This is a genomic window from Caballeronia sp. GAWG1-5s-s, assembly GCF_023631445.1.
In the GTDB taxonomy this organism is placed as follows: Bacteria; Pseudomonadota; Gammaproteobacteria; order Burkholderiales; family Burkholderiaceae; genus Caballeronia.
In genome coordinates this window covers 71,707-90,850 of sequence record NZ_JALQDC010000020.1, presented here as the reverse complement: position 1 = coordinate 90,850, position 19,144 = coordinate 71,707, and the positions used below count along the sequence as shown (strand labels likewise).

The window sequence follows — 19,144 nt, the reverse complement described above, 5'->3', positions numbered from 1 at the left end:
TTTCTGACCATGCGCCCGTTGCGCGCGCCCGGTGTTATGCTCGCCGCATACCCCAGAGCCGCCGCACCGCACGCGCATGAATCCCGCAGAATCTCTTTCGCCGCTTTCCATCGACGGCCAATCGAAATCGCGCATCCGCTTCGGCATCGTGCTGTTGCCGAACTTCACGCTGACCGCGTTCTCCGGCTTCGTCGATCTGCTGCGTCTTTCCGCTGACGAAGGCGACTTCAGCCGCCCGGTGCGCTGCTCGTGGAGCGTGATCGGCGAAACGCTCGCGCCGGTGCGCGCGAGCTGCGGCATCCAGATCACGCCGTGGGAAACCTACGAGCAGGCCGAACCGTTCGACTACGTGGTCGTCGTCGGCGGCCTGCTGCATTCCGGGCCTTCCGCGAGCGATGCCACGCTGCAATTCATTCGCCGCGCCGCCGCGCGTGACGCGACCATCGTCGGCATGTGCACGGGCGTTTTCACGCTGATGCGCGCGGGCGTGCTCGACGGCCATCGCGTCTGCGTGAGCTGGTTCCACTACTGGGACTTCGTCGAGCGTTTCCCGCAAGCGGACGAGCAACTGCTCGTCGCGGACCGGCTGTTCGTGATCGACAGACGGCGCATCACATGTTCGGGCGGGCGCGCTTCCATCGACGTGGCCGCCGCCATTTTGCTGCGGCACTTCGAGACCGCGACGGTGCAAAAGGCGCTGCGCATTCTGCTCGTCGACGACATGCAGAAAGGCAACGCGCCGCAGCCGCATCCGCCGGGCCTCGCGCCCGCCACGCATCCGAAGGTCAAGCGCGCGATTCTTCTGATGGAGCAGCACGTTGGCCGTTCGCTCACGCTCGATGAACTCGCGCACAAGCTGGATATGTCGACGCGGCAACTGGAACGCCTCTTCAAGGCCGAGACGGGCAAGGCGCCGCAGGCGTACGCCAAGCAGGTGCGGCTGCGCACGGCCGCGTGGCTGCTGACGAGTTCGGACAAGACGGTGGCCGATATCGCGTCGAGTTGCGGTTTCTCCGATGCATCGCATCTCGGCCGCGAATTTCGCAAGCAGTTCGGTCTGCCACCGATGATGTATCGCGAGCAGCGCGGCGCAGACACCGAGGAAGTGCATCACGCAATGGACTACGACGAGACGTTTCCCGGCCGCGCTCAGGCCATCTGACCAATTCCAACGAAGGAGACTGGCATGGAGACTCACGGATATTCGGAGCAAGAGTGGGCGCTACGCTGTGACCTGGCGGCGCTGTATCGCGTGATCGCGCATTTTCGCTGGACCGACATGATCTTCACGCACATCAGTGCGCGCGTGCCGGGGCCGGAGCACCACTTCCTCATCAACCGATACGGCGTGCTCTTCGACGAGATGCGCGCGTCGGACCTCGTGCGCATCGACAGCGAAGGCCGTCCGGTCGATGCGAACGCGGCCGAGCATCCCGAGCGGTATCGCGTGAATCCGGCGGGCTTCACCATTCACTCGGCCATTCACATGGCGCGGCCGGATGTCGTTTGCGTCGTGCATACGCATACGCCGGCGGGCGCGGCGGTCTCCGCGCAGAAGCAGGGGCTCTTGCCCATCAGCCAGCATGCGCTGAAGTACTACGGGCAGATCAGCTATCACGACTACGAAGGCATCGCGCTGGATCTCGCGGAGCGAGATCGTCTCGTCAACGATCTCGGCCCGCATAACGCGATGATTCTGCGCAACCACGGACTGCTTGCATGCGGCCGTTCGATTCCGGCTGCGTTCCAGGAAATCTATTTTCTGGAGCGGGCCTGCGAGATTCAGCTGCGCGCGCTCTCGGGCGGCGGCGAGTTGAATCTGCCTTCGCCCGAAGTGTGCGAAACTACGGCCGCGCAGTATCGCAGCGACAGCATGGAAAGCATTACCGCGCTGCAATGGCAGGCCGCGTTGCGCATGATCGAAGGCGGCAAGACGGATTATCGAACGTGATCGTCAGCTAGCTTCGTGACGCAACGCGCAACGGCGGCGTCAAGCGGAAAGACGCCGCTCCGCGCTCGGCGCATGGCCGAATTGCGCGCGATACGCCTTGCTGAAGTGGCAAGGCGAATGAAAACCGCAAATGCTCGTCACGCGCGCAATCGATGCATCCGTGTTGCGCAACAAATCGCGCGCGCGTCGCAGGCGCAGGGTCAGGTAGTAGTGCGTCGGGGACACGCTCAGGAACATCTTGAACATGCGCTGAAGATGCCGCTGCGAAAGATGCACGAGCCGCGCGAGTTCGTCGAGCGACAGCGGCTCTTCGATGTTCGCTTCCATCAGCCGCACGACTTCCACCAGTTCCGCCCGCGAGAAGCCGACGCGCGCATCCACCGGAATATGCTGATAGTCGGTCGAGCCACGTATGCGCTCGACGATGAACTGCTCCGACACTTGCGCCGCATGCGCCTGCCCGAGCCGCAGGCTCACGAGGTTGAGCATCAGGTCGAGCGGCGCGGTGCCGCCCGTGCAGGTCACGCGGTCACGGTCGATCACGAATAGCTCGTCGGCAAAGCGCACATGCGGGAAGCGCTTGTTGACCGGCGACATGTCTTCCCAGTGCAGCGTGCAACGGTAGCCGTCCAGCAGCTTCGCCGCGAGTAGCGCATACGGCCCGGTGCAGATGCCGCCAAGCGGCACGCCGGCCTCATGCGCGCGCTGCAACAGCGCGATCACCGTGTCGTCGACATAATCGGCGACGTGCCAGCCGCCGCACACGATCAGCACGTCGGGCATGCCTGCTTCGTCGAGCGTCGTCGCGGGCTTGACCGTCATGCCGTTGCTCGCGCGCGCCGGCTCGCCGTCCGGCGTGATGACCGACCATCTGTAGTGCTCCGCGCGGCCGATGTAGTTCGCCATGCGCAGCACTTCGACCGCGCTCGTGAACGCGATCATCGAGAAGTTCGGCAGCGTCAGAAAGCCGAAGTGCGCGAGATGGGCAAGCGGCGAATCGGCGGCTGCGGGGGCGATCGCATCGCGCTTCATGGGCGCATCAACCTTGTTGCGCAGCCGGCGCGCGGCGCACGCGCATCACGGACTTGAAGCCCGAGAGAAGCGGCGCGCGAGCCATGCCCGGCGAACGTCCGAAGCTCTCCGTGATGCGATCGAGAATGATCGCGAGCAACACCACCGACAAGCCGCTCTCGAAGCCCAGGCCGATATCCAGCCGCTGAATGCTCGCCAGCACGTCGTTGCCGAGGCCGCCCGCGCCGACCATGGACGCGATGATGACCATCGACAGCGCCATCATGATGGTCTGGTTCACGCCGGTCATGATGGACGGCAGCGCGTTCGGAATCTGCACCTTGTAGAGCAGTTGCCACGGCGTGCAGCCGAATGCCTGACCCGCTTCCACGATCTCGCGATTCACATGCTTGATGCCGAGCGACGTGAGACGCACTGCGGGCGGCATTGCGAAGATGACGGTCGACAGAATGCCGGGCACGCGGCCGAGGCCGAACAGCATCGCGGCCGGAATCAGATACACGAAGGCAGGCATGGTCTGCATGAGGTCGAGCACGGGGCGCACGACCATTTCGACCATCTTGCTCTTGGCGGTCCATATGCCGAGCGGCACGCCGAGCAACAAGCTGATAAACGTTGAGGACAACGTAAGACCTAGCGTGATGACCATCTGATCCCAGAAGCCTGTCGCGTAGACGAGCAGGAGCGAGAGCAGCGTGAACGCCGCGAAACGCCAGCCGACGCGCCACAAGCCGATGCCGACGAAGATCGCCATGAGCGCCCACATCGGAATGGCCTGCAGACCGTGTTCGATGAGCGCCGCGAAGCTCTCGATGACCTTGCCGACGGAGTCGAACGTTTTGGCGTCGTGATCGAGCAGATAGTGGACGCCGTGATCGACCCAGCTACCGAGCGGAATGATTTCAGACATGGGAACCTCGATGGCGCGTTAAGACCTGGAGCACGTTCGTCTTGTTGACCGAACCACAGTACGAACCGTCTGCATCGACGACGGGCAGCGGCGCGGGGCTCGCGACCACGCGATTCACCACGTCGTCGAGCGTCATGGTTCGCTGAATGCATTCGACATGATGGATTTGCGGCACGGCGTTGCCCGTGGCGTCGCGCCCGACGAAGCCGCGAATGCGGCGCTCGCCGTCGAGCACGAACGCGTATTCCGCGCTGCCGTTGAGCGTCTTCGCGACGCTCGATGCGTCGATCTGCGGCGAATGCTTCATGACCGGCACGGCGTCCGTCTGCATGAGATCGCCGGCCGTGAGGTAACGGCTCGTGTCGATGCCTTCGAAGAAGGCCTGCACGTAGTCGTCGGCGGGATTCTTGATGATTTCCTGCGGCGTGCCGATCTGCACCACGCGGCCGCCTTCCATGATCGCGATGCGCGTGCCGATGCGCATGGCTTCTTCCAGATCATGCGAGACGAAGAGAATCGTGCGGCGCTGCTCGCGCTGAAGGTCGAGCAGCACGTTCTGCATTTCCTTGCGCTTGAGCGGATCGAGCGCGGAAAACGCTTCGTCCATGATCATCAGCGAAGGATTGACGGCGAGCGCCCGCGCGAGGCCCACGCGCTGCTGCATGCCGCCCGACAACTGCGACGGCAGTTTCTGCGCGAACGGCGCGAGGCCCACTTGTTCGAGCACGGTCATAGCGCGCGATTCGCGTTCCTTGCGTCCGACGCCCGCCACTTCCAGCCCGAACGCGGCGTTGGACAGCACCGTGCGCTGCGGCATCAGCGCGAACGACTGGAACACCATGCTCATGTCCCGGCGGCGCAGCGCCGTGAGTTCCGAGCGCGGCACGGCGGCCACATCGCGCCCGTCGATCAGCACCTTGCCGGCGGTCGGATCGACGAGCCGGTTGATGAGGCGAATCAGCGTCGATTTGCCGGAGCCGGACAGGCCCATCAGCACGAAGATCTCGCCTTCCCTGACATCGAACGAGACGTTGTGGACGCCGACAATCTGGCCGGTACGCGAGAACACTTCTTCCTTCGACGCACCGCCGGCCAACAGGTCGATCGCCTGTTTGGGGTTGCTGCCAAACACTTTGCACAGCCCTTCGACCACTACCTTGGGGGAATCCATCGACATTCTCCAGAACCGTGGCGGACGCGCTTCCGCGCTCTGCATACATAGTTGCCAGAAAAAAGTGCCGTGAGCCGACTATTTGCGACAATCACATGTGGAAATACGACACCGATTTGTCGCAGTTTCGCGGTGAACAGCCGGACGCCCTTGACAGGCAAGGCTTTTCGGAAGAACGGAGAGAACCGCGCAACGGTGGATGCGTGTCGCGCCACGACAAGTCGCGGCGCGAAGCCGATGTTTTCGCCTTTGGGGTCAGGCGCTCGGGCGAATCATCTGAAACATTTCGCCGATCTCGGCGTAGTCGGCGCGATAACCCGCTCGCATGATCGGGCGCGCGGCAGCGGTATCGAAGAGACCGTCCTTCAAAAACTCGCTGCGGATATGCACGCCCACCACCTGACCGAGCGCGAGCCAGTTGTTCATCGGCTGGCCGGCGAGATCGTGGATGCGCACCACTTGCAGCAGCCGGCATTCGAGCGCCGCCGGCGACTCGGCCACGTGCGGCACGTCGACATTGCGCCCGGGCGCTTTGGTTAAGCCTGCGAGCTCGAATTCGTCGATCTCCGGCGCCACCGGCGCGGATGTGCGGTTCATGCGCTCGGCGAGCGGGCGCGTCGACATATTCCAGACGAATTCGCCGGTCGCCTCGATGTTGCTGATGCTGTCCTTGCGGCCTTCGCTGGAGAAGCCGATCACGTAAGGGAACGTCGCGAACGCGCCGAAGAAGCTGTACGGCGCGAGGTTCACGCCGCCGTCGGCGGTGCGGCTGGAGATCCAGCCGATGACGCGCGGCGCGACGATTGCCTTGAATGGGTCATGCGGCAGGCCGTGGCCTTCGCTCGGATCGTAGAAGTGAATATCGCCGGTCATCAGGGGCCGCGCAATGCGCGAGGGTTCGTGAGAACGAAAGGATACCGCGGCGGCTCGTCGGACGACGGGCGCGGAAAAACTGCAGGGGAGAGGATGCTGTGTCGCGCGCTTGGAGCGCGGAAGTGAGATGCTGGAGAACTGCTAGAAAAACTACAGGACTGGCGGGCGGGTGTACGGCGCTTGCCGTCGCATATTGCTTCTAGTGTGTGTCCCGCGCCGCCTTTAGCCGCGCATTACAGATGAATGCCGAAAGCCGTGCCGCGTGCCTTGCGCTGACGCTCGGATTCGCGGAAACGCGCTTGATACGAGTAGTCTTTGTCCAGCGGCAGGTGCGGCGATTCGAACATCGAAGCGAGTTTTTGCAGCAGTGCGAAGAGGTAGCTCATGTGAGACTCCGGTTGGTGATTGAGGGTTTTCCCTTAGCCATGATTATAGGGTTTGCCCTGCCGGATTCCTAGTGCAATGCAGCATTTCCTTCCCAAAAATGTTGTAGTTTTTCTACAGACACGGCTTTTTTGACCGGCTGGAAAATGGGGGCGGGGCGTAAGGGGCCGCGCGGCGGTCATCGCGCGCGACCCCGAGGCACGTTGCCGCAGGAGACTATCGCGCGTCGAAGACGTCGGGGAGGGTCGGAAGGCAGGTCACCGGCTGGGCGATGACAGTGGCGTAGGTCGCCAGCATCGCGCACAGAAGCCACGCGAAGGACTGAAACGAGTGCGAGGCAACCGCCGCTACTTGCCGATCGAGTGAGACGGAATCGGGCGCGTTAAAAGCGGTCGCGGTAGCAAGGAGCGTCGGACCTTCATCCGCCGAACCGGCGGAGCTGGGCGAATCGGCGATTAGATCGCCTTGCATCGGCGTCTCTGCCGGCGCTTCGGCCGGCGCCGCTGCCCGCGCGGCGCGCCGCCTCGCCGACGATTCCACCGCCGCCAGAAACACCTCCGGCAACTCGAAGCCCTCGAAGGTGCCCTGACGGATATCGGTGTTCATCGCCTGCTGGGTGGCGCGTTCCGCGTCCTCGGCGAAGAGGTCGAGCGTTTCGCCGGGGCGGATCGCTTCGCGCAGTTGGGCGACGCGCTGCGCGGTGCGCGCCGGACTCCGGCGGCTGGCTTTCGCGGAAGGAACGGTATCGTCCGATGAGACGTCAGGATTTCGGGGTACAGCGGAATCTGGCATAGGTCGGAAGCTGCGGATCGAAAGACTGCGGCCGTAACTGCTGGCGCGCAGCGCGCCCACGCGGTCCGGCAATAAATTTCGAGGCCGCATTGTCGCACGGCTGCGGGCCTTATCCAGCGGCTTTGCGCGATGTTTCAGCGTTCAATTTCGCATTCGTGCGATGCGTTCGCGCGCCGCCGCTCAGACGTTGCCGTCTTCGCGAAACTCGCGGACCACGTCGAGTTGCCGCAAGCGCGCGCAGATCGACCGATACTCCTCTTCCGACACGCGCGACAGCTCGACTTGCACTTCGTCCGAATCGGGCGACTCTTCGCTCTGCTGCACCACGAACTGCTTCACGCGCACGCTGCCCGGCCCGAGCGCCTCGTGCAGCGCATGAAACGAGAGCGAGCCGCGATCGACGAGCATCGTCAGTTGTCGGCGCTGCCTCACCGAGATGAAACGTCGCTCGAGCGGCTTCAGCCCCGCCAGAATGATCAGGATGATCACGGTCGCCGCGATCGACGCCGTGTACAGGCCGCCACCGACCGCGAGCCCGATGGCCGCGACGGACCACAGGCTCGCCGCCGTCGTCAGGCCGCGGACGATCTCGCCGCGCAAAAGAATCGAGCCCGCGCCGAGAAAGCCGATGCCCGACACGACCTGCGCCGCCACGCGCGATGGGTCCAGCACCACATGCTCCGCCTTGAGCGCATCCGCGAATCCGAACGCGGACACGATCATGATCAACGCCGAGCCGACGCACACGAGCATATGCGTGCGCAGCCCGGCGGCCCACGAAAGCCGCTCGCGCTCGAAGCCGATCACGCTGCCGAGCGCGGCGGCCATGACGAGCCGGGAAACAAGTTCGACGTTGTTCAACATGTTTTTCTCTCCTCGTGATGCCGGCTTGTCGCGCGACGAGCGCCGTTTGCTATGCTTGCCAGGCTACGCCGTAGCGCCTCTCGGAACACTTCTAAAGACTGTCGCATGCACCATCCATCCACGCCCGGCGCGCCCTCGACGCCGTCCGCGAACCTTCAATCCGGCGCGGCGCTGCGCGCGCATTACGCGAACGTCGTGCTTCCGCTGTGGCGCGGCCCCGGCTTCAACGCGGCGCTGCGTCTGCCGTTCGAAGCCGTCGGTCCCTCCGACCACGCGCCGCTGCCGCCCAAGCGTTATCGCGCGATGGCGTGCGCGCGCCAGCTTTTCGTTTTCGCGGATGGGGGCGATCTCGATCACGCCGCGACCTTGTTCGAGTCGTTGCAGCACTACTTTCACGACACGCGCCACGGCGGTTGGTTCTATAGCGTGGATGCAAACGGCGCGCCGCTCGAGCGGCAAAAGGACTTATACACGCACGCGTTCGTCGTTTTCGCGTGCGCGCATTACGCGAGCAGGAGCGGATCGGCGCGCGCGTTCGCCGTCCTCGATGAAACGGCGAAGCTCATCGAAACGCGGTTCGCGCATGTCGGGGAAGTGCTGAACGCCGTCGTGGCAGAAGACTTCGCCGCGACGCTTGAAGGTCCGCTGCAAAACCCGCTGATGCACCTCGCGGAAGCGTGGCTCGCTGCGCGGGAAGCAACGGGCGACGCTGCCTACGACGCACGCCTCGCCACGCTCGCCGAATGGATCGCGCGCATGTTCGTGCACGAGCCGACGGGGTGCATCGCCGAACTGCCGATCGGCGCGGCGGACAACCGCCTGGAGCCGGGACATCAGTTCGAATGGTATTTCCTGGTCAAAGGCAGCGGACATGCTGCGTTCAAAAGCGTCGCGCTGGACGAGCGGCTGGAACGCGCGTTCGACTTCGCGCAGAAGCACGGCATCGAAGAGAAGACGGGCGGCGTGTTCGCCGCGCTCGATGAAACCGGCCGCGTGATCGACGGCACGCAGCGCATCTGGGCGCAGACCGAATATCTGCGGGCGCTCGCCACGCGCGGCGACGCGCTCGGCGAGCAGATCGGCCGATACGCCGCGCGCTTCTTGCACGCGCGGGGATGGGTGGAGTGTCGCGCGGCCGATGGCAGCATCAGCCGGGCGGAAATGCCGTCCACGACGCCGTATCACCTTGCCACGGCGTACGCGTCGTTGCCTGCTTAGGCGAGCTGGAACACGGAGACCGCCGCCTTCAACTGACGCGTCTGCTCGTGCAACGAAGACGCCGCAGCGGCGGCTTGCTCGACGAGCGCCGCGTTCTGCTGCGTCATCTCGTCCATCTGCGTGACCGCCTGATTCACCTGCTCGATGCCGACGCTCTGCTCCAGCGACGACGCGCTGATTTCCGCCATCATCTGCGTGACGCGCGAGATCGACGTGGACACTTCGCGCATCGCGGAGCCGGCGCGCTCGACCAGTTCCGAGCCGTCGCTGACCTGCGCGACGGATTCGCCGATCAATTCCTTGATTTCCTTCGCCGATTGCGCCGAACGCTGCGCGAGGCCGCGCACTTCGCCCGCCACGACCGCGAAGCCGCGGCCCTGCTCGCCCGCGCGCGCCGCTTCGACCGCAGCGTTCAACGCGAGGATGTTCGTCTGGAACGCGATGCCGTCAATGACCGAAATGATCTCGGCGATCTTGTCGGAGCTTTGCGCAATCACGCGCATCTTGTCGACCACATCGTCCACGACGCTCGACCCGCGCGACGTCGCTTCGAGTGCTTCGCCCGCGAGCGCGTTGGCTTCGCGCGCATGCTCGGCGTTCTGGCGCACGGTGGCGGTCAACTCTTCCATGCTCGATGCGGTTTCTTCCAGCGAAGCCGCCTGATTCTCGGTGCGCGCCGACAAGTCCGCGTTGCCGCTCGCGATTTCGTCCGCGCCGAAGTTGATGGATTCCGACGTCTCGCGCACGGTCTTCACGGTGTTCGCGACGCTCGCCTGCATGGCGGCCAGACCGGCGAACAGGCGGCCGATTTCGTTGGTGCCGCGATCCGCGATGCGCTCGTCGAGGCGGCCTTGCGCGATGCGCTCGAAGTGGCGGCCGGCTTCTTCCAGCGGCGCGATGACGCCGCGACGCAGCGCGATGTGCACGAGCACGACGCCGGCGATCAGCGCGACGGCGATCGCCATGCCCACCGCGCGGAACCACGCGTAGCGCGTGTCGATCGATTCGAGGTACGCATTGCTCGCCGCATTGCCGAAGTCGACGAATTTCTGCTGTTCCACGAGATAGCGGTCCTGGAAGCCCTGCGTCGGCTGATCGAGAAACGCCTGGATATTGCCTGCGTCGAGATACTGCACGAGTTCGGAGAGCGCCTTCGCGTACTCGGCGTATTTCGCCTGCAGCGCGTTCATGCGCGCGACGTTTTCGTCGCCGGTCTTGGGTGCGTTCATGAAAGCGCCGAACGACTTCTCCGCGCTCGCGATCTGTTCGCGCGCATGCTGCACGATCTCCACGGGTTCCGCGCCGCCGCGCACCATGCGCGTACCGGCGCGCGAGAGGTTGATGCGCGCGTCCATCAGATGCTGCGTGGTCTTGTTGACGGCGTTGACCTGTTTCAGCGCGATGTCCGACAGATTGTTGACGTCGTCGTGCGTCCTCGAAAGCGACCAGAAGCCGAGGCCCTCGGTCACGAGTTGAAAGACGCAGAACACGACGAGTACCGCGAGCAAGCCCGATGCAACCTTGATTTTTCCAAACATCACTTCCACCCGTACTGACGATTGACCGTTCCATGACGGCGACAGTGCGGGTTTACGGCAGGCAACGCGACAAGCTTGAATCGTTAGCCGGAAAGCGTGTCTATGCAGGATCGATGCCGGTGGCGCCGGGCGCCGTGGCACGCCGAAACGCACCGTTGCACGATTTTTGCCGAACTTCCTTGCGAAGCGCGCGATCGCTATCTATTGTCTTTGCAGGACGGCGCCGAACCCACCAAGGAGTGTCCGAATGGCCGAGATTGTCGATATCGCACGCGGTGCACTGAACGCGCAGCCGTTCAGCGCCTTGCTTGGAACCAAGCTGATGCAGGTCGATTCAGCGAGTCTCACGCTGTGTCTGCCCATCCGCGACGAATTGAGGCAACAACACGGCTTCGTGCATGGCGGCGTGGTGAGCTATCTGGTCGATAACGCGCTCACCTTCGCCGGCGCATTGCGGCTCGGTCCGAAGGTGGTCACGGGCGAATTCAAGATCAATCATCTGCGCCCGGCGGTGACGGGCACGCTGATGGCGCGGGCGCGCGTGGTTCATGCGGGCATGGCGCAGGCGACTTGCCAATGCGATGTCTTCGTCACCGACGGCAATACCGAGCGGCTCGTCGCGGTGGCGCAGGGAACGATCACGCGCATCGGCGACGGCGCGGCCGAAGCGCTCTACGACGCGTAGGCTGTTTTCCACCGTGCAGAAGCAAAAAACCTCGCCGCGGCGAGGTTTTCTGTTTGGAACGCGCGGCGATTACTTGGCCGCGACGGTCTTCTGCTGCTGCTCGCCGAGGCCCTGAATGCCGAGACGCATCGTCTGGCCGGCCTTCAGGAACACCGGGCTCGGCTTCACGCCCATGCCGACGCCCGGCGGCGTGCCGGTAGAGATGATGTCGCCGGGCTGCAGGCTCATCGTCTTCGACAAGTACGCCACCAGTTGCGCGACCGTAAAGACCATCGTCTTCGTGTTGCCGTTCTGGTAGCGATGACCGTCCACTTCGAGCCACAGGTCGAGCTTCTGCGGATCGTCGATTTCGTCCTTCGTGACGAGCCACGGACCGATCGGGCCGAACGTGTCGAAACCCTTGCCCTTGTCCCACTGCGTACCGTGTTCGAGCTGCCATTCGCGCTCGGACACGTCGTTGATCACGCAATAGCCCGCGACGTAATCGAGCGCCGTGGCTTCATCGACGTACTTCGCTTCTTTACCGATCACGACGCCCAGTTCGACTTCCCAGTCCGTCTTCTTCGAGTCGCGCGGAATCTCGACGTCGTCGTTCGGGCCGCAAATCGCGCTCGTCCACTTGCCGAAGATGACCGGCTCGGTCGGCACCGGCAAATTCGATTCCGCGGCGTGGTCCGCGTAGTTCAGGCCGATGCACACGAACTTGCCGACCCGCGCCACGCACGGTCCGATGCGCGGATTGCCCTCGACGACGGGCAGCGACGCCGGATCGACGGCGCGCAGTTTCGCCAGGCCCGCATCGGTCAGCGTGTCGCCGGCGATGTCGCCCACGACCGACGAAAGGTCGCGAATCTGGCCGTCCGCGTCGAGCAGGCCCGGCTTTTCCTGACCCTTGGGGCCGTAACGAAGCAGCTTCATCTGATGTGATCCTCGTGGTTCTGAAAGTTGAAAAGCGACGGACGGTCAGTTGGACCAGCCGCCATCGATAACGTGAATCTGACCCGTGGTGAACGACGACTCGTCGGAGCCGAGGTACAGCGCGAGCGCCGCGATCTCGCTCGCGCGGCCGACGCGCCCCATCGGCTGGCGCGCGACGAACGCGGCCTGCACCTGCTCGACCGTCGCGCCTTGCGCCTGCGCCTGCTCCGCGATGCGCTCCTTCAGCGACGGCGATTCCACGGTGCCCGGGCAAATGGCGTTGCAGCGGATGCCGCGCGTGACGAAATCCGCGGCGACCGACTTCGTCAGGCCGATGACCGCCGCTTTCGACGCGCCGTACACGAAGCGGTTCGGCACGCCCTTCACACTCGACGCCGCCGACGACATGTTGATGATCGAGCCGCTGCCCTTCTCCAGCATGGCCGGCAGAAACGCGCGAATCGTCCGATACATGGCCTTCGCGTTCAGGTCGAAGGCGAAGTCCCAGTCGGCTTCGGTCGCTTCGAGGATCGAGCCGGCGTGAACGTAGCCCGCGCAGTTGAACAGCACGTCGATTGCGCCGATCTCGCTCGCGAGATCGCTGATCGCCTGAGCGTCGAGGACGTCGAGCTTGCGCGCCTCGAACGGCTTGCCTTCGAGCGATTCGATGCGGATATCCGTCGCGATCACGCGCGCGCCTTCAGCCGCGAACATTTCGGCCGTCGCGAGCCCGATGCCTTGTCCGGCCGCCGTGATCAGCGCGGTCTTGCCTGCCAGTCTTTGTACCATCCACTGCTCCAGTCCAGGTTAATTTTGCGACATGCCGGGTATATGGCAGGTCTCAGAGACGGTAGAACGCGCGGGCGTTTGCGCCGAAAATCGCCGCTTGCCCGGCTTTTCCGAGATGCGCGGTGAGGCGCGTGGCGGCAGCGTGCCATTCAGTGTAGCCGCCGTTGAGATTCAGCACCGGCCAATCGCTGCCCCACATCAGACGTTCTGCGCCGAATTGCTCGATCAGATGCGCGACGTAGGGTTGCAGCGTCGCCTCCGTCCAGTTCGGCGCGGCTTCGGTGGCGAGGCCGGACAGCTTGCAGTAGAGCCGCTGCGGCAGCGCCGCCAGTTGCGCGATGCCATCGGCCCAGGGTTGCCAGCCCGCGTCGATGCCGTCGCGAATGGGCGGCTTCGCGCCATGATCGACGACGATCCGCAGCAACGGATACCGCCGCGCGAACTCGATCAGCGACGGCACGTGCCGCGCGAAGATAAGCGCGTCGAAGGCGAGATCGAGTTCGATGAGGCGCTGTATCGCGGCTTCGCGGGGCGCGTGAGCGATCCACGTATCGTCGGGCAAGTCCTGAAGCATCGGGCGCACGCCTTTGAACTTCGGATCGCGTGCGAATTCGTCGATGATTTTCAGCGCGTCGTCGGAATCGAGCGGAACCCAGCCGACGACGCCCGCCACCGACTGATCGTCGCGGGCCAGCGCAAGCAGATAGCGGGTTTCATCGACGGTCGGCGCTGCCTGGACGACGACGGTGCGAGCGACGCCCGTCGCCTCGCGCAGCGGCGCCAGATCGTGGGGTCCGAATACGCGATAGAGCGGCTCGAGCTCGGGCGTGAGCCAGCCGTAGTCGCCGCGCGCAGGGTCCCAATAATGTTGATGCGCGTCGATTGAGTCGTCCGCCATCATCGCGGCACCGGCGCGTTGGGGTGAAGCAATCCTTCGGCGCGAAGCGCATCCCAAAGCGCGGGCGGAATCGGCGTCGCGAACGAGGCGGCGTTCTGGCGCACTTCGTCGGGCGTCCGCGCGCCCATCAGGACGGTGGCCACAACTTTATGCGCATAAGGAAACTGGAGCGCCGCGGTGGAAAGCGCAACGCCGAAGTCCCGACAGACCCGCTCTAGTTTGCCGACGCGTTCGACGATTTCTTTGGGCGCGTCGCCGTAGTTGAACTTGAGATCGCCGTGCGCGTTCGTATCCAGGCCACGCGCGAGGATGCCCGAGTTGAACGCTCCGCCCAGCAGAATGCTGACGCCGCGCTTCTCGCATTCGGGCAGCAAATCGTCGAGCGTGTTCTGTTCGAGTAGCGTGTAACGTCCGGCGAGAAGCGCGCAGTCGATGTCGTAATCGGCCATCGCTTCCATGACGGCTGCGCCTTCATTGACGCCGAGCCCGACGGCTTTGACGCCGCGCGATTGCTTCAACTCATCGAGCGCGCGAAAACCGCCCTCGTCCGTCAATTGACGCCAATAGTGCGCGTTCTTGTCACCGTGCGTGTATCGGCCGATATCGTGAATGAGCACGATGTCGATATCGATCATGCCGAGCCGATGTTGACTGTCTTCGAACGAGCGGAGGATGCCGTCGTAGGTGTAGTCGTAGACGGCCTGAAACGGCAGCGGATTCGCCCAGCCTTCGCTTCCGTCATCGGGCGTCGTTCGCGGCACGAAACGGCGGCCGACCTTCGTCGAGAGAACAAACTCTTCGCGCGGATACCGGCGCAGCGCATCGCCCAGACGATGCTCCGCCTTCGTGTGACCGTAGTGCGGCGCAGTGTCGAAGAAGCGGAGGCCCGCTTGCCACGCGGCATCCACCGTGGCGCGCGCTTCGTCTTCGGTCAGTTCGTGATAGAGGCCGCCGAGCGGCGCAGTGCCGAGCGACAGCGCCGTCACTTCTAGGGAAGTTGATCCGATTCGGCGTCGGGGCAAAACGTCCTGCGTTTCAGCGGTCATCTGCAAGCCTCGGAGAGTTGATGCGATGGACTGCGGATCGAGCGGTTGGCAAATCTGTCGCTCGGGGTGGCGGTACATTCATTAATGAACGTATTATTCATAGACGCACAAAACCAAGTCAAGGATGGCGCGGCCCCAGGCGCTCGGTGTATTCCCTAAGACCGCGGCCGGACCGAGCGCACGCCGAAACATGAACCGACAGACGCCAACTGCCGTGGACGCGGATGACAACGATGCCGACCGATATCGCGCGCCGGCCCTCGACAAAGGACTGGACATCCTCGAATTGCTAGCCGAGCAGAAGTCGGGGCTCACGCGTGCGGAAATCACAAAGCTGCTCGGGCGCAACGCGAGCGAGATGTATCGCATGCTCGAGCGGCTGGTTGCGCGCCAGTACGTCGTGCGCTCGCCCGAAGGAGACCGCTACTCGTTGAGCCTTAAGCTGTACGCGCTCGCGCACCGTCATCCGCCGATGAACCGGCTGATCGCAGAGGCGTTGCCCGTCATGCAGCGTTTCGCCGACGCGGCGGAGCAATCAGTGCATCTCGCCGTCTATGACCGCGGCAACTTGCTCGTCATCGCCCAGGTGGACGGCCCGGGCGCCTGGGGCATTTCCGTGCGTCTCGGGTCGCGCGTCGGATTGATCGACACGGGTTCGGGCCGCGTGATGCTCGCATTTCAGACCGACGAGCAGCGCGACTACATGTTGGCCGAGCATACGAAAGTCAAAGGCGAATTGCCGATCGACCGCAGCGTGCTCGACGCCGATTACCGACAAATTCGGGAAGCAGGCTTCTCGAAGAAGGAGAGTCAGCAAACCTTCGGCATCACGGACGTGACGTTCCCGCTGCTCGGTCCGTCCGGGCAAGCAATTGCGGCGCTGACGTGTCCGTACATGCGGCGGATCGACGAGTACGTGGCGCCGTCGATCGAGGAAGTCACCTCGCTGCTGAGAGATGCCGCGGCCGCGCTTTCGATGTCGCGCGTTTAGCCGCGGGCGGATCACGTTAGAATGGCGGCCCTCTCAAAATAGCGGCTGCCCATTGCGAGCCGCCGTGCCTATCTCGACGCATCATCCATGGCGAAACTTCTCTCCGATTCCGAGTTCCTGCGCTTTTCCGAGCTTCAGCAAAAACAAGCGAGCTTCACGATTACCACCGACGAGGCCGATGAACTGCGTGACATCGTCGCCCGCGCGCAGAAAAAGCGCGACGACCGCGCCGCCGCCATGCAGGCCATCGAAGCGCACATCGCGCAGTTCGACATCAGCCCGGACGAGCTCTTCTCACCGGAGCAGATCGGCGAGGCGGCGCGCACTTACGGCCTGATCCCCGCCGCGAAAAAAGAGCGCACGCTGCCGCCGCAATTGACGTACAACGGCAAGCCGTATCAGTGGACGTCGCGCGCGTTGCCCGATGAAATTCGCGCGCCGCTCTTCGAAGCGTTCACGGCGGGACATTCCGTGAAGGCGTTCATCGCGACGCCGAAGGACGCCGCGCGCTGCGCACTCACCATCGCGCGGCTCGAACGCGAAACCGGCGCTTCGTATGCCGAAGCATTGTTGAGCGAACTGTCGCTGTCGCGCGAACAGATCGACGACGCGCTTTCAAAAATCGGCGCCTAACTGCGCGCGACGGATGGCGGCTATGTCGGCGTTTCGCCGAGCCGCATCTTGAGACCGACGACGCCCGGGTCGTCGGTGCGCGTCAGTTCGAAACCGAGCTTGCGCGCTAGCCCGATCATGCCCGCGTTCTCCCGCAGGGCTTCGCCGATCATCCATCGCGTGCCGCGCTTCTTTTCGTAATCGATGATTCGCGTGAGCAGCAGCGAGCCCAAGCCCTGCCCTTTCATGTCGGAGCGCGCGGCGAGCGCGAACTCGGCCGTCTCGTTGTCCGGGTCGGCGATGGCGCGCGCGACCGCAAGCGTCTCGGATCCGCCGTCCGCGTTCGTTCGGGTCACGATGAGCGCCATCTCACGGTCGTAGTCGATTTGCGTCATGCGGGCGAGTTGCGAATGATCGAAGCTGCGCACCGCGCCGAAGAAGCGCAAGCGCAAATCTTCCGCCGTGTTCGCGGCGACGAATGCCCGATGCGCGTCTTCGTCTTCCGGTCGAATGGGGCGCACCGTGATGCGCATGCCGCGCCAGTCGAGCGTCTCTTCCATCGCGCGCGGATACGGGACGATCGCGAGCGGCTTGCGGTGCGCGCCCAACGTCAGTTGCGGCTCGTGCACGGCAACGGAGTCGCGCGTCACCTGCAAGGTCAGCTTAAGCGCGACGATTTCCTCGACGTAGCAGACGAGCTGCGACAACGCGGTGAGCGCCTGGAGTAGCATGTCGCCCGGCAACTCGCGCGAGCGCGGCGAGCGTGCGATCAAATCGCGAGCGAGCACCGGATTTAGCGGCGGCAGCGAGAATTCATGTAGGGCGTCCGCGAGCCCGAGCGCGCCTTCTGCCCGAAACTCGAACACAGGGCCGAAGACGCGATGGTTGAGAAGGCGCGTCTGTATTTCGAGTCCGTCGCTGGACTTTGCTTCGCAAGGGCCCGGCTTCACGGCAATGCCGAAGCGAACGAGAATGCGGACTGCGCGTTCCCCTTCCAGTTCGACCGTGCGGTTCGCCAGCGCCTCGCGGACCTCCTTTTGCGCATCGTCGATATCTTTCGGCACGTCGGCGGGCAAGCCATCGGGAGTCTGCATCAGCAGTTCGCGGCCGTGCCGGAAGTCGACCAGTCGTGCAAAGCCGCGCGCCAATCGATGCGGCGTCGTGTGCACGGGGATTCCGGCCGCATGAAGATCATCGCGCGTGGCCGCATCGATGCATCCGAAGAAGCAGGCAAGCACACCGCGATACGTATGCTTGCGCTCCGCGATCAGCGTGCGCGCAACGTCCGCCACCGGTGCGCTGTGCGTCGGCGCATGCACGACGAAGGCCGTACCGGTCTCGCGATACGGTGCGAGCGTTCGCAGCGCGTCGCCGAAGTCACTCGCCGATGCGTCGTCGCCGAGCAGCAGCGGATTGCCGGCTTGCGCTCCCGGCAACGCAGCCGCGACGGCGTCTCGTGCTGCCGCAGGGAACGTGGCGAGCCCGCCTCCCGCCGCGCCGAAGGCGTCTTTCGCGAGAGCCGCCACGCCGCGATCGCTGGTAATGACGGTCGCCGCGTCGCTCGAGGCGACGCGCCCGACGCCGAGCGTTTCGATTTCGTCGAGAAGGTCGTCGAGCGAGTCGACACGCACCAGCCCTGCGCGTCGAAATGCAGCGCCGTACAGGCGATCGAACGGATCGTCGTGACCGGTCCGCAGTACCAGCACAGGCTTGTTTCGCGCGGCCGCACGCGCGGCGGACATGAACTTTCGCGCTGCGCTTATCGTTTCGATGGCGAGCAGGATTGCCCGCGTCGACGCGTCGCTCGCCAGGAAGTCGACGACGTCCCCGACGTCAACGTCGGCTTCATCGCCGAGCGCGACCACTCTCGAGAAACCGAGGCCGCGAGCTCGAGCCCAGCCCAAAACGCCGTTCGTCAGCGCGTTGGATGCCGACACCCATGCGACCCCACCCGATTTGACCTCGCACACCGGCGCACCCAGACAGGCGCCGATCGATGGCGTCATGACGCAGAGGCTCGCCGGCCCGACGACGCGAAGCAGATGCGGGCGAGCGGCAGCCAGCGTCCGGCTTGTCCAATCGTCCTGCGACCAAACGGCTGATGGTGCATACGACGCAGCTGGGCCGGCCTCATGCGCCTCGCCGACGATCACGACCGCTTTCGTTCCTCTCCGACCAAGACTCTCGACAAGTGAAGGCCAGGTTTCGGGGCGCGTGCACAAGACCGCCACGCTCGGCGCATCAGGAAGATCATCGACGTCAGCGAAGACCGGTTGTCCGTCGAGCGAGGCGTGCTTCGGATTGACAGGCCACACGGGGCCTGCGAACCCGGAAGACGTCGCGCGTTTCCACACCATCTCACCGATGCTTCTCTCTCGCGAGGATGCGCCGATTATCGCGATCGACTGCGGAGCGAACAGGGTGTCGAGGTTGCGGACGGTCATAGCGGCTCTCACGAGGTTGGTCAACGGT

Annotated in this window: 19 protein-coding genes; 6 read left to right on the top strand and 13 right to left on the bottom strand. The window is 64.3% G+C overall.

Going from position 1 to position 19,144, the window contains the following annotated elements:
* Positions 1–76 precede the first annotated feature (76 nt).
* Together NCR34_RS13880 and NCR34_RS13875 are read left to right on the top strand one after the other, a co-directional pair.
* Positions 77–1,162 (top strand): GlxA family transcriptional regulator, encoded by a 1,086-nt coding sequence (locus NCR34_RS13880; RefSeq protein WP_250500118.1) that lies wholly within the window; start codon positions 77–79, stop codon positions 1,160–1,162.
* A gap of 24 nt (positions 1,163–1,186) precedes the next feature.
* Entirely contained in the window at positions 1,187–1,951 is a 765-nt protein-coding gene (locus NCR34_RS13875) for a class II aldolase/adducin family protein (RefSeq protein WP_250500117.1), read from the top strand.
* A 39-nt stretch (positions 1,952–1,990) separates the two neighbouring features.
* Here NCR34_RS13875 and NCR34_RS13870 read toward each other — a convergent pair whose 3' ends face one another.
* From NCR34_RS13870 to NCR34_RS13840, 7 genes are all read right to left on the bottom strand, one after another.
* Positions 1,991–2,983, bottom strand: coding sequence for a GlxA family transcriptional regulator (locus NCR34_RS13870; protein ID WP_250474399.1), 993 nt, complete (start codon positions 2,981–2,983; stop codon positions 1,991–1,993).
* A 7-nt stretch (positions 2,984–2,990) separates the two neighbouring features.
* A complete protein-coding gene (gene choW, locus NCR34_RS13865; protein ID WP_250500116.1) occupies positions 2,991–3,893 on the bottom strand; it encodes a choline ABC transporter permease subunit in 903 nt (300 codons plus the stop codon).
* Positions 3,886–5,064, bottom strand: coding sequence for a quaternary amine ABC transporter ATP-binding protein (locus NCR34_RS13860; RefSeq protein ID WP_250500115.1), 1,179 nt, complete (start codon positions 5,062–5,064; stop codon positions 3,886–3,888). The genes choW and NCR34_RS13860 overlap by 8 nt, the downstream gene beginning before the upstream one ends.
* Before the next feature lie 255 nt (positions 5,065–5,319).
* Positions 5,320–5,937, bottom strand: coding sequence for a flavin reductase family protein (locus NCR34_RS13855; protein ID WP_250500114.1), 618 nt, complete (start codon positions 5,935–5,937; stop codon positions 5,320–5,322).
* A gap of 233 nt (positions 5,938–6,170) precedes the next feature.
* A complete protein-coding gene (locus NCR34_RS13850; RefSeq protein ID WP_250474396.1) occupies positions 6,171–6,323 on the bottom strand; it encodes a hypothetical protein in 153 nt (50 codons plus the stop codon).
* 214 nt (positions 6,324–6,537) lie between these two features.
* On the bottom strand, positions 6,538–7,173 hold the full coding sequence (locus NCR34_RS13845) for a hypothetical protein (RefSeq protein WP_250500168.1): 636 nt from the start codon (positions 7,171–7,173) through the stop codon (positions 6,538–6,540).
* A gap of 120 nt (positions 7,174–7,293) precedes the next feature.
* On the bottom strand, positions 7,294–7,977 hold the full coding sequence (locus tag NCR34_RS13840) for an MgtC/SapB family protein (RefSeq protein WP_250500113.1): 684 nt from the start codon (positions 7,975–7,977) through the stop codon (positions 7,294–7,296).
* A gap of 105 nt (positions 7,978–8,082) precedes the next feature.
* On the opposite strand from NCR34_RS13840, the gene NCR34_RS13835 reads away from it, so the two are divergent.
* Positions 8,083–9,195 carry an AGE family epimerase/isomerase gene (locus NCR34_RS13835; RefSeq protein WP_250500112.1) on the top strand — a complete coding sequence of 371 codons (1,113 nt, stop codon included), beginning with the start codon at positions 8,083–8,085 and terminating at the stop codon, positions 9,193–9,195.
* Here NCR34_RS13835 and NCR34_RS13830 read toward each other — a convergent pair.
* On the bottom strand, positions 9,192–10,733 hold the full coding sequence (locus NCR34_RS13830) for a methyl-accepting chemotaxis protein (protein WP_250500111.1): 1,542 nt from the start codon (positions 10,731–10,733) through the stop codon (positions 9,192–9,194). The two genes, NCR34_RS13835 and NCR34_RS13830, sit on opposite strands and share 4 nt — an antisense overlap.
* A 247-nt stretch (positions 10,734–10,980) precedes the next feature.
* Between NCR34_RS13830 and NCR34_RS13825 the strand changes: the two genes are divergently transcribed.
* Positions 10,981–11,418, top strand: coding sequence for a PaaI family thioesterase (locus NCR34_RS13825; protein ID WP_206469020.1), 438 nt, complete (start codon positions 10,981–10,983; stop codon positions 11,416–11,418).
* 69 nt (positions 11,419–11,487) lie between these two features.
* Here the strand turns inward: NCR34_RS13825 and NCR34_RS13820 are convergent, their stop codons facing one another.
* From NCR34_RS13820 to NCR34_RS13805, 4 genes are read right to left on the bottom strand one after another with little or no spacing between them, the layout of a single operon-like run.
* The gene (locus tag NCR34_RS13820) at positions 11,488–12,336 is read right to left on the bottom strand and encodes an ureidoglycolate lyase (protein ID WP_175940823.1); all 849 of its coding nucleotides are present in this window, start codon (positions 12,334–12,336) and stop codon (positions 11,488–11,490) included.
* 45 nt (positions 12,337–12,381) lie between these two features.
* Entirely contained in the window at positions 12,382–13,125 is a 744-nt protein-coding gene (locus NCR34_RS13815; protein WP_250500110.1) for an SDR family oxidoreductase, read from the bottom strand.
* 52 nt (positions 13,126–13,177) lie between these two features.
* Positions 13,178–14,023, bottom strand: a complete 846-nt coding sequence (locus tag NCR34_RS13810; RefSeq protein ID WP_502800075.1) for an amidohydrolase family protein — start codon at positions 14,021–14,023, stop codon at positions 13,178–13,180.
* The gene (locus NCR34_RS13805; protein WP_250500108.1) at positions 14,023–15,069 is read right to left on the bottom strand and encodes an aldo/keto reductase; all 1,047 of its coding nucleotides are present in this window, start codon (positions 15,067–15,069) and stop codon (positions 14,023–14,025) included. The genes NCR34_RS13810 and NCR34_RS13805 overlap by 1 nt, the downstream gene beginning before the upstream one ends.
* 190 nt (positions 15,070–15,259) lie before the next feature.
* Between NCR34_RS13805 and NCR34_RS13800 the strand changes: the two genes are divergently transcribed.
* The gene (locus NCR34_RS13800; RefSeq protein ID WP_250500107.1) at positions 15,260–16,060 is read left to right on the top strand and encodes an IclR family transcriptional regulator; all 801 of its coding nucleotides are present in this window, start codon (positions 15,260–15,262) and stop codon (positions 16,058–16,060) included.
* Between the two features lie 87 nt (positions 16,061–16,147).
* Complete coding sequence (locus tag NCR34_RS13795; protein WP_250500106.1) at positions 16,148–16,693, top strand: hypothetical protein; 546 nt, start codon at positions 16,148–16,150, stop codon at positions 16,691–16,693.
* A gap of 20 nt (positions 16,694–16,713) precedes the next feature.
* On the opposite strand, the gene NCR34_RS13790 is transcribed toward NCR34_RS13795, so the two are convergent.
* Positions 16,714–19,116 (bottom strand): bifunctional acetate--CoA ligase family protein/GNAT family N-acetyltransferase, encoded by a 2,403-nt coding sequence (locus NCR34_RS13790; protein WP_250500105.1) that lies wholly within the window; start codon positions 19,114–19,116, stop codon positions 16,714–16,716.
* Between the last annotated feature and the right edge of the window lie 28 nt (positions 19,117–19,144).

Coding starts and splice junctions, on each gene's coding strand:
- NCR34_RS13880 (WP_250500118.1), top strand. CDS start 77: ATGAATCCCGCAGAATCTCTTTCGCCGCTTTCCATCGACGGCCAATCG.
- NCR34_RS13875 (WP_250500117.1), top strand. CDS start 1,187: ATGGAGACTCACGGATATTCGGAGCAAGAGTGGGCGCTACGCTGTGAC.
- NCR34_RS13870 (WP_250474399.1), bottom strand. CDS start 2,983: ATGAAGCGCGATGCGATCGCCCCCGCAGCCGCCGATTCGCCGCTTGCC.
- choW (WP_250500116.1), bottom strand. CDS start 3,893: ATGTCTGAAATCATTCCGCTCGGTAGCTGGGTCGATCACGGCGTCCAC.
- NCR34_RS13860 (WP_250500115.1), bottom strand. CDS start 5,064: ATGGATTCCCCCAAGGTAGTGGTCGAAGGGCTGTGCAAAGTGTTTGGC.
- NCR34_RS13855 (WP_250500114.1), bottom strand. CDS start 5,937: ATGACCGGCGATATTCACTTCTACGATCCGAGCGAAGGCCACGGCCTG.
- NCR34_RS13850 (WP_250474396.1), bottom strand. CDS start 6,323: ATGAGCTACCTCTTCGCACTGCTGCAAAAACTCGCTTCGATGTTCGAA.
- NCR34_RS13840 (WP_250500113.1), bottom strand. CDS start 7,977: ATGTTGAACAACGTCGAACTTGTTTCCCGGCTCGTCATGGCCGCCGCG.
- NCR34_RS13835 (WP_250500112.1), top strand. CDS start 8,083: ATGCACCATCCATCCACGCCCGGCGCGCCCTCGACGCCGTCCGCGAAC.
- NCR34_RS13830 (WP_250500111.1), bottom strand. CDS start 10,733: ATGTTTGGAAAAATCAAGGTTGCATCGGGCTTGCTCGCGGTACTCGTC.
- NCR34_RS13825 (WP_206469020.1), top strand. CDS start 10,981: ATGGCCGAGATTGTCGATATCGCACGCGGTGCACTGAACGCGCAGCCG.
- NCR34_RS13820 (WP_175940823.1), bottom strand. CDS start 12,336: ATGAAGCTGCTTCGTTACGGCCCCAAGGGTCAGGAAAAGCCGGGCCTG.
- NCR34_RS13815 (WP_250500110.1), bottom strand. CDS start 13,125: ATGGTACAAAGACTGGCAGGCAAGACCGCGCTGATCACGGCGGCCGGA.
- NCR34_RS13810 (WP_502800075.1), bottom strand. CDS start 14,023: ATGGCGGACGACTCAATCGACGCGCATCAACATTATTGGGACCCTGCG.
- NCR34_RS13805 (WP_250500108.1), bottom strand. CDS start 15,069: ATGACCGCTGAAACGCAGGACGTTTTGCCCCGACGCCGAATCGGATCA.
- NCR34_RS13800 (WP_250500107.1), top strand. CDS start 15,260: ATGAACCGACAGACGCCAACTGCCGTGGACGCGGATGACAACGATGCC.
- NCR34_RS13795 (WP_250500106.1), top strand. CDS start 16,148: ATGGCGAAACTTCTCTCCGATTCCGAGTTCCTGCGCTTTTCCGAGCTT.
- NCR34_RS13790 (WP_250500105.1), bottom strand. CDS start 19,116: ATGACCGTCCGCAACCTCGACACCCTGTTCGCTCCGCAGTCGATCGCG.